General features: G+C 59.5%; 14 protein-coding genes and 1 tRNA gene. 8 read left to right on the plus strand and 7 right to left on the minus strand.

What is annotated here, in order from left to right; all coding sequences use genetic code 11:
• The first annotated feature begins 11 nt into the window (after positions 1-11).
• The 3 genes from PSPA7_RS21490 to PSPA7_RS21500 are packed head-to-tail and all read left to right on the plus strand — an operon-like array spanning position 12 to position 3249.
• On the plus strand, positions 12-1394 hold the full coding sequence (locus PSPA7_RS21490) for an integrating conjugative element protein (RefSeq protein ID WP_012076880.1): 1383 nt from the start codon (positions 12-14) through the stop codon (positions 1392-1394).
• The gene (locus PSPA7_RS21495) at positions 1394-1741 is read left to right on the plus strand and encodes a hypothetical protein (protein ID WP_012076881.1); all 348 of its coding nucleotides are present in this window, start codon (positions 1394-1396) and stop codon (positions 1739-1741) included. Before PSPA7_RS21490 ends, PSPA7_RS21495 begins: the two co-directional genes overlap by 1 nt.
• A complete protein-coding gene (locus PSPA7_RS21500; RefSeq protein WP_012076882.1) occupies positions 1738-3249 on the plus strand; it encodes a conjugal transfer protein TraG N-terminal domain-containing protein in 1512 nt (503 codons plus the stop codon). Before PSPA7_RS21495 ends, PSPA7_RS21500 begins: the two co-directional genes overlap by 4 nt.
• Positions 3250-3274: 25 nt before the next feature.
• On the opposite strand, the gene PSPA7_RS31435 is transcribed toward PSPA7_RS21500, so the two are convergent.
• Positions 3275-3619, minus strand: a complete 345-nt coding sequence (locus tag PSPA7_RS31435) for a hypothetical protein (protein ID WP_071537188.1) — start codon at positions 3617-3619, stop codon at positions 3275-3277.
• 118 nt (positions 3620-3737) lie between these two features.
• Between PSPA7_RS31435 and PSPA7_RS21505 the strand changes: the two genes are divergently transcribed.
• The gene (locus tag PSPA7_RS21505) at positions 3738-4010 is read left to right on the plus strand and encodes a type II toxin-antitoxin system ParD family antitoxin (protein ID WP_012076883.1); all 273 of its coding nucleotides are present in this window, start codon (positions 3738-3740) and stop codon (positions 4008-4010) included.
• Between the two features lie 3 nt (positions 4011-4013).
• Positions 4014-4373: a type II toxin-antitoxin system RelE/ParE family toxin gene (locus PSPA7_RS21510; RefSeq protein ID WP_012076884.1), complete on the plus strand. Its 360-nt coding sequence runs from the start codon at positions 4014-4016 to the stop codon at positions 4371-4373.
• A 9-nt stretch (positions 4374-4382) separates the two neighbouring features.
• On the opposite strand, the gene PSPA7_RS32530 is transcribed toward PSPA7_RS21510, so the two are convergent.
• The gene (locus tag PSPA7_RS32530) at positions 4383-5300 is read right to left on the minus strand and encodes a hypothetical protein (protein ID WP_012076885.1); all 918 of its coding nucleotides are present in this window, start codon (positions 5298-5300) and stop codon (positions 4383-4385) included.
• A 25-nt stretch (positions 5301-5325) separates the two neighbouring features.
• Positions 5326-5565 (minus strand): hypothetical protein, encoded by a 240-nt coding sequence (locus PSPA7_RS31440; protein WP_010792230.1) that lies wholly within the window; start codon positions 5563-5565, stop codon positions 5326-5328.
• 383 nt (positions 5566-5948) lie between these two features.
• On the opposite strand from PSPA7_RS31440, the gene PSPA7_RS21520 reads away from it, so the two are divergent.
• The 3 genes from PSPA7_RS21520 (at position 5949) to PSPA7_RS21530 (ending at position 10624) form a co-directional block, all read left to right on the plus strand.
• Positions 5949-7199, plus strand: coding sequence for an IS256 family transposase (locus PSPA7_RS21520; protein WP_003119430.1), 1251 nt, complete (start codon positions 5949-5951; stop codon positions 7197-7199).
• A gap of 159 nt (positions 7200-7358) precedes the next feature.
• Positions 7359-9278, plus strand: coding sequence for a MobH family relaxase (mobH, locus tag PSPA7_RS21525; protein WP_041025395.1), 1920 nt, complete (start codon positions 7359-7361; stop codon positions 9276-9278).
• Positions 9275-10624 carry a site-specific integrase gene (locus PSPA7_RS21530; RefSeq protein ID WP_012076887.1) on the plus strand — a complete coding sequence of 450 codons (1350 nt, stop codon included), beginning with the start codon at positions 9275-9277 and terminating at the stop codon, positions 10622-10624. The genes mobH and PSPA7_RS21530 overlap by 4 nt, the downstream gene beginning before the upstream one ends.
• 354 nt (positions 10625-10978) lie before the next feature.
• Here the strand turns inward: PSPA7_RS21530 and PSPA7_RS21535 are convergent.
• The 4 genes from PSPA7_RS21535 to ybgF all read right to left on the minus strand — a co-directional run bounded on the left by PSPA7_RS21535 (position 10979) and on the right by ybgF (position 13479).
• Positions 10979-11054, minus strand: a tRNA-Lys gene (locus PSPA7_RS21535).
• A 59-nt stretch (positions 11055-11113) separates the two neighbouring features.
• The gene (gene queC / locus PSPA7_RS21540) at positions 11114-11788 is read right to left on the minus strand and encodes a 7-cyano-7-deazaguanine synthase QueC (protein WP_012076888.1); all 675 of its coding nucleotides are present in this window, start codon (positions 11786-11788) and stop codon (positions 11114-11116) included.
• A gap of 16 nt (positions 11789-11804) precedes the next feature.
• A complete protein-coding gene (gene queE, locus PSPA7_RS21545; protein WP_003155997.1) occupies positions 11805-12452 on the minus strand; it encodes a 7-carboxy-7-deazaguanine synthase QueE in 648 nt (215 codons plus the stop codon).
• A gap of 202 nt (positions 12453-12654) precedes the next feature.
• Complete coding sequence (gene ybgF / locus PSPA7_RS21550) at positions 12655-13479, minus strand: tol-pal system protein YbgF (RefSeq protein ID WP_003155995.1); 825 nt, start codon at positions 13477-13479, stop codon at positions 12655-12657.
• Positions 13480-13485: the final 6 nt, after the last annotated feature.

Consider the following 13485-nt stretch of genomic DNA (forward strand, 5'->3'; position numbering starts at 1 on the left):
GGAGACGAATCATGCGAATGAACATCACCTCGGTCGCGCTGACGTGCCTGCTCGCAGCGCAACTTGCCCAGGCCGACGACCCGATCAATGTGTCCAAGACCGGCACGGTTCTCAGCGACGAGGTCCTCTACAGCATTGGCGGCGGCAGTGCGGTGAGCATGGGCAGCGCCGGCCAGATGGACTCGATCGGCGTCGGCTTCGGCTGGAACAACGACCTTATGTGCGGAAACATGAACCTGAGCACCACCCTGGAGAACCAGCTCAACGGTGCCACACAGGGTTTCCAGAACATCATGGGCTCAGTCATCCAGAACGCGACCGGCGCAGTCATGTCGCTGCCGGCGTTGATCATCCAGCGCGCGAACCCTCAGCTCTACAACCTGATCACCAATGGCATCCTGCAGGCGCGGATCGACTACGACCGCTCGAAAGGGACTTGCAGAGCGATCGCCGAGAAGATGGCTGACATCGCTGGCGAGCAGACCGGCTGGGGGAAAATCGCCGAAGGCCAGGCCCTGGGTGCCACACTGGCCTCTGGCGGGAAAGACGCCGTATCCGCCCTCGAAGCAGTGGAGAAGAAGGGCGGCAACGATGGCATAACCTGGGTCGGTGGAGACAAGGCCGGCGGCTCCGGCCAGAAGCCCATTCGCATCGTCAACGACGTGACCCGGGCGGGCTACAACCTGTTGACCAGCCGCTCAGTGAATGACTCGTCGAGCGTGCCTTCCGCCACTTGCAACAACGGCCTGGTCTGCAACACCTGGTCCTCCCCCCAGGAAGCCGCCGCGTTCGCCACCCGGGTTCTGGGCGAACAACAGCAACAGACCTGTGAAGGCTGTCAGAAGACGGTGACGGCGGCAGGCGTCGGCCTGACCCCGCTGATCCAAGAGACCTACGACAAGAAGCTCCAGTCGCTGCAGGAGCTGCTGTCGAAAAGTAAGCCACTGACCGCCGAGAACCTGGCTGCGGCCGGCACCGATGCCTTGCCGATCACCCGCGGCGTCATCGAGGCGCTGCGCGACGAGCGTGACCAGGACGTCCTGGCGCGCCGCCTGGCGTCCGATGTCTCCCTGATGGACGTGCTCAGCAAGGCCCTGTTGTTGCAGCGCCTGATGTTCGCCGGCGCCAAGGAGCCCAACGTCGCCGCCAACGGCCTGGCCACCCAAGCCGTCGATCAGCAGACCAGCCTCCTGCAGCAGGAGATCTCCAATCTCAAGACCGAACTGGAACTCCGTCGCGAGTTGGCCAGCAATTCGCCCATGCGGGTCATCGAGCGCGGGCAACAGCGCGCCTCAGGGTCCAGTGGCGTGTTCGAGTCGGCGCCCGATGCCGATCGCCTCGATCGCCTGCAGGCCCCCTCTGCCGCCGACGGCAAGACGGGAGGGAGACCGTGATGGCAGATACGCTCACCACCCGAAAGCTCCTCGGCCAGCTACTGGTCGGAGTGCTGATCGTCGTCGGCCTGGCAGTGGTCGGTACGCTGCTCAGCCTCTTCGCCCTGAACCACTTCGGTGGCATCCAGGGCCTGGAGGCCTGGCGGCAAAGCAACTACTGGAGTTTGTTCGCCTGGCGGGCGCTGCTGTACTGCGCCCTGGCCATCGCCTGGTTCCGGCTCAAGCAGCGCAAGGAACTGAGCGCGCATGAGCGGCAGCGCATTCGGCGGATCGAGATCCTGGTGCTGTTGCTGGTCCTGCTCATCGAATTCAGCAAAGCCTACTTCCGCACGGGAGGCGCAGCATGACCTTCATGACCAATGACTACCTGGAGTATTACCTCACCCTCCTCGGTTGGATCATCAACAACGGGATCTGGAACATGATCTCGGATACAGGGCTGTTCGCGGTGCCCTTCGTGGCCATTGTGATGCGTGAGTGGCTGAAAGTTCGCGGGGAAGGCGCCGACGAGGGCAACAAAGGCGTGCTGTCTCTGGCCCGCATCGAGACGCATATCTACGTCGGATACATCGTGGTCGCCCTGGCGGGAATCCCGGTCGTCAACGTGAGCTTCGACACCATCGAGTTCGACCAGGCCCGCGCCCAGCAGTGCCAGTACAACCTGCCGGCGCCGGCAGACACCGGCTGGTCGACCTCCTTCAGCAGCCTGGCCGGCAAGAGTGCGCAGATGCCGCTCTGGTGGGCGATGATGCACGCCCTGTCCAAGGGCTTCACCGCCGGCGCGGTCGCGGCCATTCCGTGCGGCACGGATCTGCGGCAGATGCGAATGGAAGTGGACAATACGCGCGTGAACAACCCGCTGCTGGCACAAGAAATCGCTGACTTTTCCAGGGACTGCTACGGACCTTCCCGTGCGCGGCTGTTCATGCGGCAACCCGATCTGGGCTCCATCGCCGAGGACAACAAGGCGCTGCAGGACCTGAACTGGATCGGCTCCCGATTCCTGTTGAACACCCCGGGGTACTACGACACCGACTACTCGAAGAGTCCCCGTCAGTCGTGGCCCTACAACGCCACCCGCGACGCCGGGCTGCCCCAGGTGGGCGGTGGTGGTGGCTACCCAACCTGCAAGCAGTGGTGGGCTGACTCAGGGATCGGCTTGCGTGATCGGATCAAGGGCCAGGTGGATCCGGACCTGATGACCAGCTTCCTCAAGTGGGCGAAATGGCTGAACCAGGACGAGGTAACCGAGGCAGTCATTCGCCAGGTGATCTCCCCCTCCAGCCAGGTCAAGGGCAACGTCTATACCGATTACGGCGGGCAGGTTGGCGGCACCGTCTGGAACGGCATCGCGAGAACCGCAGGAACCTTCGGCGTTGCCCTGGGCAGCCTGGCCTATTTCCCGGCGATGGATATGGTCCGCCAAGCGCTGCCGATGGTGATGTCGTTCCTCAAGATGGCCATGGTCATCTGCATTCCGATGGTCCTGGTCATCGGCACCTATCAACTGAAAGTTGCCATGACGATGACGGTCGTCTTCTTTGCGATGATGTTCGTCGATTTCTGGTTTCAGTTAGCCAGATATATCGATAGCACGATACTTGATGCCTTCTATGGTTCGGGATCACCGCATCTTTCATTTGACCCAGTCATGGGGCTGAATACGGCTACTCAAGATGCGATCTTGAACTTCGTTATGGGTTCTATGTTCATTGTTTTACCACTACTGTGGATGACAGCGATCGGCTGGTCCGGAATTCAAGCAGGGTCTGTTCTGAACGGATTGAGCAGAGGGACTGAAGGAGTTCAAGCCGCCGGCAAGGAAGCAGGAAATAGAGTTAAAAACGCAGTTTGAGAAAGTATAAAGCCATTACCGGGTTCTAGTCCCGGTAATGGTGTGCTGCCTGATAGTCAAACAGCTCTGCTACAGATTCAGTTTCAGCTTGTGAAGTCATAGTTGAGACATCTCGACTTGGAGACCCTTTAGAGACGGAGATGTCCCCTTTAACCAAGGCAAATCCCACCAGAAAGACACACAGTAGAGTCATTGATACCCCAGCAAGCCACATAAAATTCTGTGACACTACAAGAGCCGCTAACAAGAATAGGCTAACTCGCTTAACCCAACGTAGAGCTGGACGGCGATCATGCAGGCAGAAACGCACAAGCATACCCAGACCAAAACCGATCCGGGAGGCAAAACCTTTGTTGGTGTGCGCGTTCATCATCAATCTCCTGGCTCCCAAAGGGAGGCATCCTGCTATCACCTATACGCCGAAAAAGATGATTTGGCAAGCCTTATGGCATATTATGCCACTAGCTATCTGCCGACTGGAGTACCTCATGGCAACGCGAAACGTCGTCCTTCCCGATCCGCTGGAGCAGGATATCAACGAGCTGGTGGAGACCGGCCGCTATCAGAATCGCAGCGAAGTCATCCGGGCAGGATTGCGCCTGCTGCTGCAACAGGAAGCCCAGAATAGCGCCAAGCTCGAAGCTCTCCGCAACGCGACATCCAGTGGGCTGATGCAATTGGAGCGCGGTGAATACGACGAGATCACCAGCGACGACCTGACCCAATACCTCGACGAGCTCGGCCACCAGGCGAGCCACTGAAGGATGGCCAAGTACCGAATATCCCATGATGCTCAGGCGGACATCATCGACATCTTGCGCTTCACCCAAAACCGATTCGGCGATGCCGCGCGCCGACGTTACCAGGCGCTCATAGGGGCGGCGCTGGAAGCAGTTGCGACAGACCCACAACAGGTAGGCAGCATCAGCCGTGAAGAATTGGGAGCTGGCCTGCGCAGCATCCACCTCGTTTACTGCCGCTCGATGCCCAACGTCGGTAAGGTTGTTCGGCCCAGGCACTTCGTCTTCTACCGGGTTGCGACAGACCAGGTGCTCGAGGTGGTTCGCGTGCTTCACGACTCGATGGAGCTTGAGCGTCACCTGGCTCGCAACCGATTACGTTGAAGCCAAATATCATCGTTCGCCGGGCAGCAAGTCACCCAGCACCCTCCGCGCCGCCTCGACCAAGCTACGGTCTCTACGCGGATGATCCTCGGGCAAAGCAATCAAACGCTGGAAATACTGACGGTTAAATACAATCGACTTCTTATATATGTCGATAGCCTTTCCTTTCCGCTCTGTGGAAACCAGCATCTCCATCCCCTCGATCAACTCACCCTCAAGGCTGTCCTTACGAAACCGGTGCTTCACAAAGCACATATTGAGATCGAAATACTCCTTCCTCCCTGACGCATCCACCTTCGAGGAAACTCGGCCATATTCATCAATCGAGGCTGCTGACACTTCAGTGGAGACTGCCTTGATAAGCTCATCATCAAGTAAAAGCTGTCCGAAAAGACTCTGAGAATCAGCCATATAGGCAAATATCCAGGGGATATTGGTCAGCGTTGCCCCAGTATAAAGATATCCTTTCTCCCTTCTGTACTGTTCCAGCATCCGGATAGCCAGGTTTTGAGAGATATTCACGCCCAGTTCTTTCCGCAGCAGGTAGATAACCCTGTCGAACTGCTCGATCAGTATTTTTAGTATTTTCAGAGGCGTGCCGTTTACCGAGGCTTTCCGCTCTGTCTTTTGGTGTACCCTTGGTTTGAAATAAGGGCAGTTCTCTCGCGCCTCCTCATCCGCTTCGGCAAGGTCTCGAACCGAACGAGCGTAATGACGCCCATAGGGACGAGCCACATTGGCGGGCAAATGATAAAGGCCTATGATTTGTACTGGATTGTCGCAGGCGGGACAGACAGCGAAATGTCCCTCCGTGCCATTTTCAGAGGTGGAGAACCAAGGCTCCTGGCGTCGCGTTTCTTCTTCGAAACGTTCGCGCTCGATTGGTCGCTCATCGGTTTCCTCTGGCTTCAACTTGTAGACATCCATAGCGCACCGCTCTCCATGAAAATAATCAATTTAGCCTGTATCGATTAGCCATCCGGCTCCACCAGCCCTCGGGAAGTTCGGGGACCGCCCCTTCATGCTCGGCCATTCTCAAGCACTGAAGAACGGTGCTCAAGCCAAGGGAGAGGACGTGATGTTTATCCTGCAGCGCAAAGATGAGTTCGTCATGGCACAGGCTCCCGCTGTCATCCCCGTTTTGCTCTTGGAGTAGCTCCGCCCGGTTATTCAGTATGTCGTCATGGTTCATCGTATCCATCTCCTGTCTGACTCGGCCAGATTGGCCAGGTCCGCAACGAGAGGGTGCCCGGTTACAGGGTGCAGCGCCTCGAAAAAACCAAACCTGACCCATGAAGTATTTTTCCGTCGACACCGGAGCACAAATGGCCAAAGGGTGAAATGGGCTTGAAGGGCGAAGGGAATGGTTCACAAGGGTAAAAGCCCTACCCGAAAGGGCCTGCCGGAAGGCAGAAAGGGCTGCGTTCGCGCCGGCGAACACGAAAAGGCTACGGGTGAACATCCACCAGCAGGTGCCCAATGGTTAAGCCTGGCCCAGTTCCTCCCAGGCAAAGCACAAGACGGGCCTGTCAGTAATTTCGTGTTTGGGGCATAACATGAGGTCAAGGAGTGTCTATGTCTCGCAAACCAAGAACCCAGCCGGCAGCGTTGCCTGTGATTCCTTCCGAGTTGCTGGAGTCGTTTGGTGACGGCTCGATGACGGCCGAAGCTATCAATGCGGCGTCCCTGGCTTTCAAGAAGGCCCTGATCGAGCGGGCCCTGGCCGGTGAGCTGAACCATCACCTGGGCTACCCGGCCGGCACAGCCAAGCCCGAGCGGATGAGTAATCAGCGCAACGGCAAGGGGGCCAAGACGGTGCTGACCCAGGAGGGGCCGATCCGTATCGACGTGCCCCGAGATCGCGAGGGCAGCTTTGCCCCGCTCCTGATCCCCAAGCATGAGCGCCGTTTTACTGGCTTTGATGACAAGATCGTCGCCATGTATGCCCGCGGCATGACGGTGCGCGAAATCCAGGGCTTTCTGCTGGAACAATACGGCACAGACGTCTCGCCGGACTTCATCAGCTCGGTCACTGACGAGGTTATGGCCGAGGTCACCGCCTGGCAGGCCAGGCCGCTCGAGCCCATGTATCCGGTCGTGTTCTTTGACGCGCTGCGGGTCAAGATCAGGGAGGATGCTGTCGTGCGCAACAAGGCCGTCTATCTGGCCCTGGGCGTGCTACCCGACGGCACACGCGATATCCTGGGTTTGTGGATTGAAGGCACCGAAGGCGCCAAGTTCTGGATGAAGGTCTTCAACGACCTGAAGACCCGGGGCGTGGGCGATATCCTGATCGCCGTGACTGACGGGTTGAAGGGTATACCCGAGGCGCTGGCCGCGGTGTTCCCGGCCACCACACTGCAAACCTGCATCGTCCATCTGATCCGCAACAGCCTCGATTACGCGAGCTGGAAGGATCGCAAGGCGCTGGCCGCCGCGATCCGACCGATCTATACCGCTGTCAGTGCTGAAGCGGCCCTGGCCGCGCTTGACGCCTTTGCCGATGGGCCGTGGGGTCAGAAGTTCCCCACCGTCTGCGCGGCATGGCGCAATGCCTGGGATCGCGTGATTCCGTTCTTCGCCTTTGCGCCGGAGATCCGCAAGGTGATCTACACCACCAACGCCATCGAGAATGTCAACTCGCAGCTACGCAAGATCATCAAGACCCGGGGCCATTTCCCTACTGACGAAGCCGCCTCCAAGTTGATCTGGCTCGCGCTGCGAAACATCACCGCCAAATGGAGCCGATCCGCTCACGACTGGAAGCAAGCCATGAACCAATTCGCTATCCTTTACGCTGACCGATTCAGTCGCCCTTCCGTGTAATTCTCTACCCGCCCTAAACACGGAATTTATGACACCCCCCACAAGACCGAGCTGGCATATTGCCAATAAAATACCCTACCCCGCTACCGTTGTTTTATCGTTGTTGCCAGCCCTGATCTGGCGGAAAAGCCCGCTCCATGAATCGTCATGGAGCCTCCCATGTTTCAACTCCTTTCCTGGATCTCCAGGAAGCCGTCCCCCAGCCAACTAACCAAAGCTGCCCCAGGGGGATTCCTCCCTCCTCTGAGCAGCATGGAGCTGCTCGGCACACCTCGGCGCCGGCAGCTACTGGAGAACATCTGGCAGCGCGCCTCGCTATCCAAGCAGCAATTCGAGGAGATCTACCGGCGGCCACTGGCCAACTATGCCGAGCTGGTCCAGCAGCTCCCTGCTTCGGAAAACCATCACCATGCCCATCCAGGCGGGATGATCGATCACGGCTTGGAGATCGTGGCCTACGCACTGAAGGTACGGCAGACCTATTTGCTCCCGATCGGCGCAGCGCCGGAGTCACAGTCAGCCCAGGCTGAAGCCTGGTCGGCCGCCGCGGCGTATGGTGCCCTGGCTCACGACATAGGCAAGATCGTCGTAGACCTGCAGGTTGAGCTGCAGGACGGCAGCACATGGCACCCTTGGAACGGACCGATCAACCAGCCTTACCGCTTCAAGTACGTGAAATCCCGCGAATACCAGCTCCACGGCGCTGCCTCAGCACTCCTCATCCACCAACTGCTACCGCGCACCGCACTCGATTGGCTCAGTCGCTTTCCAGAGCTGTGGGCTCAATTGATCTACCTGTTCGCAGGTCAGTACGAGCACGCCGGGATCCTCGGCGAGATCATCGTGAAGGCAGACCAGGCCTCCGTCGCGCAGGAGTTGGGAGGTAATCCGGATCGAGCGCTGGCTGCACCGAAGCAGTCGCTGCAGCGGCAGTTGGCAGACGGCCTTCGCTTCTTGGTGAAGGACAAGTTCAAGTTGAATCAACCTAGCGGCCCGTCCGATGGATGGCTGACTCAGGACGCACTCTGGCTGGTGAGCAAGCCCGCGGCCGATCAGTTGAGAGCCTACCTGCTGGCTCAGGGAATCGAAGGGGTCCCCTCCTCCAACGCGCCATTCTTCAACATGCTCCAGGACCAGGCCGTCATTCAGACGAACGCCGAAGACAAGGCCATCTGGACGGCCACGATAGACAATGGTGCTGGGTGGAGAAACAAGTTCACGCTCCTCAAGATCGCTCCAGCCTTGATTTGGGCTGACCCTGCGGAGCGGCCTGATTCCTACAGCGGATCACTCGTCATTGAAGAGGGCAACGCCTCCCCTGAAAAGCCGGAAACGACCTGCGAAATCCCCAACGATCCGATTGAACAGCAGCAAGCACCAGAAACCAAGATGACGCTCCGCCAACCTTCGCCGAGCGTTGCGAAACCGTCAAAGGAGATACGGGCGATTGCGAAGCCCTCAGCTGAGGATCAGGAAGAAACAGACGATTTGTACGCGCTTCTTGGTAATATCAATTCGCCACCAGAAGAGCTAGACACTAGCCACGACTCACCGGCTGCTTCTTCTACGAACACTCGCGGGGAGGAGAACCTGCAGCAGCCATTAGGAACCGCGGAGCCAGCAGATTGCGCTCCTGAAACAGTTGAAGACATATTTATGCCTAGCAGAAGCACTGATCTGGGACAGGGATTCGTTGGCTGGATGAAAGCTGGCATCGTGGCCCGCCGCCTGTTCATCAACGACACCAAAGCCTTGGTGCATACCGTCGACGGGACCGCCATGCTGGTCACGCCAGGAATCTTCAAGCGTTATGTCCAGGAGCACCCAGAGCTCGAAAAGCTGGCTCAGGCCAAGGAAACGACCGGTTGGAAGCTGGTGCAGCGCGCGTTCGAGAAACAGGGTCTACACCGGAAGACCAGTAAGAACCTGAACATCTGGACCATCAAGGTATCAGGTCCGCGCAAGACGAAAGAACTCAAGGCCTATCTGCTCCAGGATCCGACCTTGCTGTTCCCTGAGCAGCCCCTGGACAACCCAAGCCTTACCGTCATCAACGATGCTGAAGGGGGTGCACAATGACCCCGCTTCAGCTCACCGAGGAGTACCTCCTCGCGCATGACTTACGCGAGGCCAGCCAGAAGACCTACCGGTCAGCTGCTCGCGCCCTGATCCGCCACTTCGGCCCAGCCGTCTCCGTACAGGAGATAACCCACCGCAACATACTGGAATGGCGCCGCGAAGTCCTGGAGCAGGGATTGTCCAAGCGGAGCTGGAACACCTATTCGAGCCACCTGCGCACCATCTGGGGACATGCCATCGAGTCCGAACTGTTGACGCACACCCAGGTGAATCCTTTCAATAAAACCGGCGTGATTCCACCGAAGCGACCCAGTAAAACCGTGGCGCTCGATGCCATACAGAACGCACGGGCCTGGCTAAAAGTACAGGAGAGCTCCGAGCACTGTACGGGCGAGCGCGCCCAGATCACCCCGGCCTGGTTCTGGCGATGCGTCTTCGAGACGTTCTACGATACCGGCATCCGCCTCAATGCCCTGCTGTGCATTCGCAAATGCGACGTGCAGTGGGACAACCGAATCATCGTGGTGCGCGGCGAGACGGAAAAGACCCACCGGGAATTCTCCATCCCCATCACTGACGGCATGGCTCCCCACATACATCGACTCCTGAATGAAGCCGAGACTGCGGGAATCAAGAGCACGGATCAATTGTTCAACGTCAATCGCTTCTCGCCCCATTACTCGCGCCAGGAAATGAACAGCGATCAGGTCGAAGCCATGTACCGGAAGCTGACGGAGAAAGTCGGCGTGCGCATGACACCGCATCGCTTCAGGCATACGCTGGCGAGTGACCTGATGAAGCAGCCCAAGCGAAACATCCATGTCGCCAAGAGCCTGCTGAACCACTCGAACATTCAAACGACGATGAGCTACATCGAAGTGGACCTGGATCAGATGCAGGCCGTGCTCGACGAAAGGCGACAAGCGCACGATGCGTTGAGACACCGGCACAAAATCGACTACAGCCGCTCGCCACAGGCTGCCGCGCCGGTTCCGCCTTCTCGCTCCGAGCAGCCATCGGCTGCACAGCCACCCTCTTCACGCGCCAAGCAACCATCGGCAACGCGGGCTGCACGGCCTGCCGCCCGTGCTCGTGCGCCGGAGTCGGCTCAACCAGTGACGCGCTTGTCTCTTCCCCCTCCTGTCATCAGCGAGATGCCGTGTCTTGGTGTCGAGAGCAGGGCTTCGCCACCGCCAGAGCGCTTCGAGCAGACGGTCGTGATGGGCTTGATAGCGCAGTACATGGCACGCTCTGCCTCAGCGGTAATGACCGCGGCGAGGCCGGAACAGGGGCGCTCACCCCGGTGGGGGGAGTGCCAGCCAAAGCGGGATTACCTAGCACGATGAAATGCAGGCAGCTTTCCGACGAGCGGTAAGCCCGTTGTAACTCGATCGCCCGCCCGGTAGAAAGACGGGAATGGCCGAGAGCATCCGGTTTCCAGGCGTCAACATGCTGGCGGAGACGTGTACAGCGGTGTGCCCGCTCATCTACCCCCTTTAATCGCTGATTACACCGGGGGCGTTTTGGCACGTCTGTCAGAAGGAATCAGGGGCCCAAAAACGAAGAAACCCACCAATTACGGTGGGTTATCTCATATTGACATCATGCCAGAGGGGGCCTAATGTTCGCGGCAGACGGCTGCGTGCGGCTAATATGCGCTTGGCTTCTTCACCCGCTATCATCACACCCGCTTTTCAAAGTGGTGGGTCGTGTAGGATTCGAACCTACGACCAATTGGTTAAAAGCCAACTGCTCTACCGACTGAGCTAACGACCCAACGCGAGGCGTATAATACTGATTTCTAACGCAAAAACAACACCCCTCGCGAATTTTTTTCAGAAATATGGCGTCGGATCAGGAATACCGGCCGCCGCGAAGCCATCCGCGCGTAGCCGGCAGCTATCGCATTTGCCACATGCCCGCCCCTGATCATCGGCCTGGTAGCAGGACACCGTCAGCCCGTAGTCCACGCCGCGCGCAACGCCCGCCTGGATGATCTGTGCCTTGGACAGGTACTGCAGCGGTGCCTGGATCCGAAACCCATTGCCTTCCACGCCGGCCTTGGTGGCCAGGTTGGCCATCCGCTCGAACGCCTCGACGAACTCGGGACGGCAATCCGGATACCCGGAATAGTCCACCGCGTTCACGCCAATGAAGATGTCTCGGGCCTCGAGCACTTCGGCCCAGCCCAGGGCAAGCGACAGGAACACGGTATTGCGCGCCGGCACATAGGTCACCGGTATTCCCTGGCTGGGCGCCTCGGGTACGGCGATGCTGTCGTCGGTCAATGCCGAGCCGCCCATCCCGTTGAGATCCAGCCCTATCACCTTGTGCTCGATCGCCCCCAGCTGCCGCGCCACGCGCTCGGCGGCCTGCAACTCGGCGCGATGGCGCTGGCCGTAGTCGAAGCTCATGGTGTAGCAGGCATAGCCATCGGCCTTGGCCATGGCGACAACGGTGGCGGAGTCGAGGCCGCCGGAGAGCAGGATGACCGCTTTCTTCTGGTTCATGGTGAGTTTCCTCGTCTCAATGGCCCGGCTCGTCGTTCCAGAGAATCTTGTGCAATTGCAGTTGCAGGCGTACCGGCAGGTTGTCGGCGACGATCCAGTCGGCCAGCTCGCGCGCATCCACCTGCCGGTGGCTGGGCGAGAACAGGACTTCGCCGGTGCGCTGTTCGAGGCGATACTCGATCAGCTTGGATACCGCCCAGTCGTAGTCCTCCCGCGAGCAGACAACGAATTTCACCTGGTCGTTGGCAGTCAGCAACGGGATGTTTTCGTAACGGTTGCGCCCGACCTCGCCGGATCCCGGCGTCTTCAGGTCGAGGACCTTGCTCACGCGGGGATCGACCCGCGACACGTCGAGAGCCCCGCTGGTTTCCAGGGATACCTCGTAACCGGCGTCGCAGAGTCGTTCCAACAGCGGAATGCAATTCGGCTGGGCCAGCGGCTCGCCGCCGGTTACGCAGATATAGCGAGGCTTGTAGGCAGCCACCCGCTCGAGGATGGCATCCAGGCTGACGATTTCGCCGCCGCTGAAGGCATAGGCGGTATCGCAGTAATGACAACGCAGGGGGCAGCCGGTCAGGCGCACGAAGACCGTCGGCAAGCCGGCGGTACGTGTCTCCCCCTGCAACGAGTAGAAGATCTCGGTAATGCGCAGGGTCTGTTGCATATCAGCCACGGGCGTGACGACTGAACAGGTCGTCCGCCTCCGTTGCGGTAAATAGGAGAAGCGCCTCGGGAGCGCCCACATCCGCGGAAGTCTCCTGGCGGGAAACACGGGCATCAGCCGAGCTGAAACCGTGTAATTCCGCGGGGCGCCGATTCTAACGAAAAAACCCGCGACTGGCGCGGGTTTGTTCATCGAGACGGGATCAGCGAAGGTTCTTCAGGTCGCGCTGCGACAGTTGTGCCGCGGAGGTTCCCGGGTACTGGGAAATGACCTGCTGGAGGATGCCCTTGGCCTTGTCGTTGTTGCCCAGGCGGCGCTCGACATCCGCCAGCTTGTACAGCGAATCGGGCACTTTCTGGCTGCTCGGGTAGCTCTGGCTGACCCGCGCGAAAGCCTGGCCAGCGCCCTGCAGGTCGCCCTTGGCCAGGTTCACCTCGCCGAGCCAGTATTGGGCATTGCCGGAATACTGGCTGTTCGGATACTTGCGCAGGAAGGCAGTGAACGCCTGGCTGGCCTTGTCGAAATCCTTGCTCTTGATCAGGTCGAAGGCCGCGTCGTAATAGAGCTTTTCCTTCGCCGGGTCGCCCGGCTCGCCGCTCGGCGCCGGGGCGTTGTTGCCTGCGGGAGCCGCAGGCGCGCCGTTGGCGTTGATCGCGCCAGCCGGTGCGGAATTCTGTGCGGCAGGCGCGCCACCACCGGAAATCCGGCGGTCGAGTTCCTGGTAACGCTCCAGGCCTTCCTGCTTGAGTTGCTGGATCTGGTTCTGCTGTTCTTCCAGCGTGCCACGCAGGCGAGCCAGCTCGTCCTGCATCTGCTGCAGCTGCATGAACAGTTCCCCCTGCACGGAGGTGGGAGTTGTCACCCCACCTCCGGCAAAGGCGCCACCGGCACCTGCCGTGCCATACCCTGAAGGAGGAACGTTGCCGCCGTTGTTGGCGGCAACGCCGTCATACACAGGAACTTCCGCCCAGGCCGCGAACGGCATGCTGAGCGCGAGGAAGGTCAGGACACGCAGGTGCTTGGGCATGACGTC

It is taken from the genome of Pseudomonas paraeruginosa PA7, from assembly GCF_000017205.1.
Classification (GTDB): Bacteria; Pseudomonadota; Gammaproteobacteria; order Pseudomonadales; family Pseudomonadaceae; genus Pseudomonas; species Pseudomonas paraeruginosa.

Excerpts from the sequence above, each read along its gene's own strand:
- PSPA7_RS31435 (WP_071537188.1), bottom strand. The coding sequence starts at position 3,619 with ATGAACGCGCACACCAACAAAGGTTTTGCCTCCCGGATCGGTTTTGGT.
- queC (WP_012076888.1), bottom strand. The coding sequence starts at position 11,788 with ATGAACCAGAAGAAAGCGGTCATCCTGCTCTCCGGCGGCCTCGACTCC.
- PSPA7_RS32530 (WP_012076885.1), bottom strand. The coding sequence starts at position 5,300 with ATGGATGTCTACAAGTTGAAGCCAGAGGAAACCGATGAGCGACCAATC.
- PSPA7_RS31440 (WP_010792230.1), bottom strand. The coding sequence starts at position 5,565 with ATGAACCATGACGACATACTGAATAACCGGGCGGAGCTACTCCAAGAG.
- mobH (WP_041025395.1), top strand. The coding sequence starts at position 7,359 with ATGTTTCAACTCCTTTCCTGGATCTCCAGGAAGCCGTCCCCCAGCCAA.
- ybgF (WP_003155995.1), bottom strand. The coding sequence starts at position 13,479 with ATGCCCAAGCACCTGCGTGTCCTGACCTTCCTCGCGCTCAGCATGCCG.
- PSPA7_RS21495 (WP_012076881.1), top strand. The coding sequence starts at position 1,394 with ATGGCAGATACGCTCACCACCCGAAAGCTCCTCGGCCAGCTACTGGTC.
- PSPA7_RS21530 (WP_012076887.1), top strand. The coding sequence starts at position 9,275 with ATGACCCCGCTTCAGCTCACCGAGGAGTACCTCCTCGCGCATGACTTA.
- PSPA7_RS21520 (WP_003119430.1), top strand. The coding sequence starts at position 5,949 with ATGTCTCGCAAACCAAGAACCCAGCCGGCAGCGTTGCCTGTGATTCCT.
- PSPA7_RS21510 (WP_012076884.1), top strand. The coding sequence starts at position 4,014 with ATGGCCAAGTACCGAATATCCCATGATGCTCAGGCGGACATCATCGAC.
- queE (WP_003155997.1), bottom strand. The coding sequence starts at position 12,452 with ATGCAACAGACCCTGCGCATTACCGAGATCTTCTACTCGTTGCAGGGG.
- PSPA7_RS21500 (WP_012076882.1), top strand. The coding sequence starts at position 1,738 with ATGACCTTCATGACCAATGACTACCTGGAGTATTACCTCACCCTCCTC.
- PSPA7_RS21490 (WP_012076880.1), top strand. The coding sequence starts at position 12 with ATGCGAATGAACATCACCTCGGTCGCGCTGACGTGCCTGCTCGCAGCG.
- PSPA7_RS21505 (WP_012076883.1), top strand. The coding sequence starts at position 3,738 with ATGGCAACGCGAAACGTCGTCCTTCCCGATCCGCTGGAGCAGGATATC.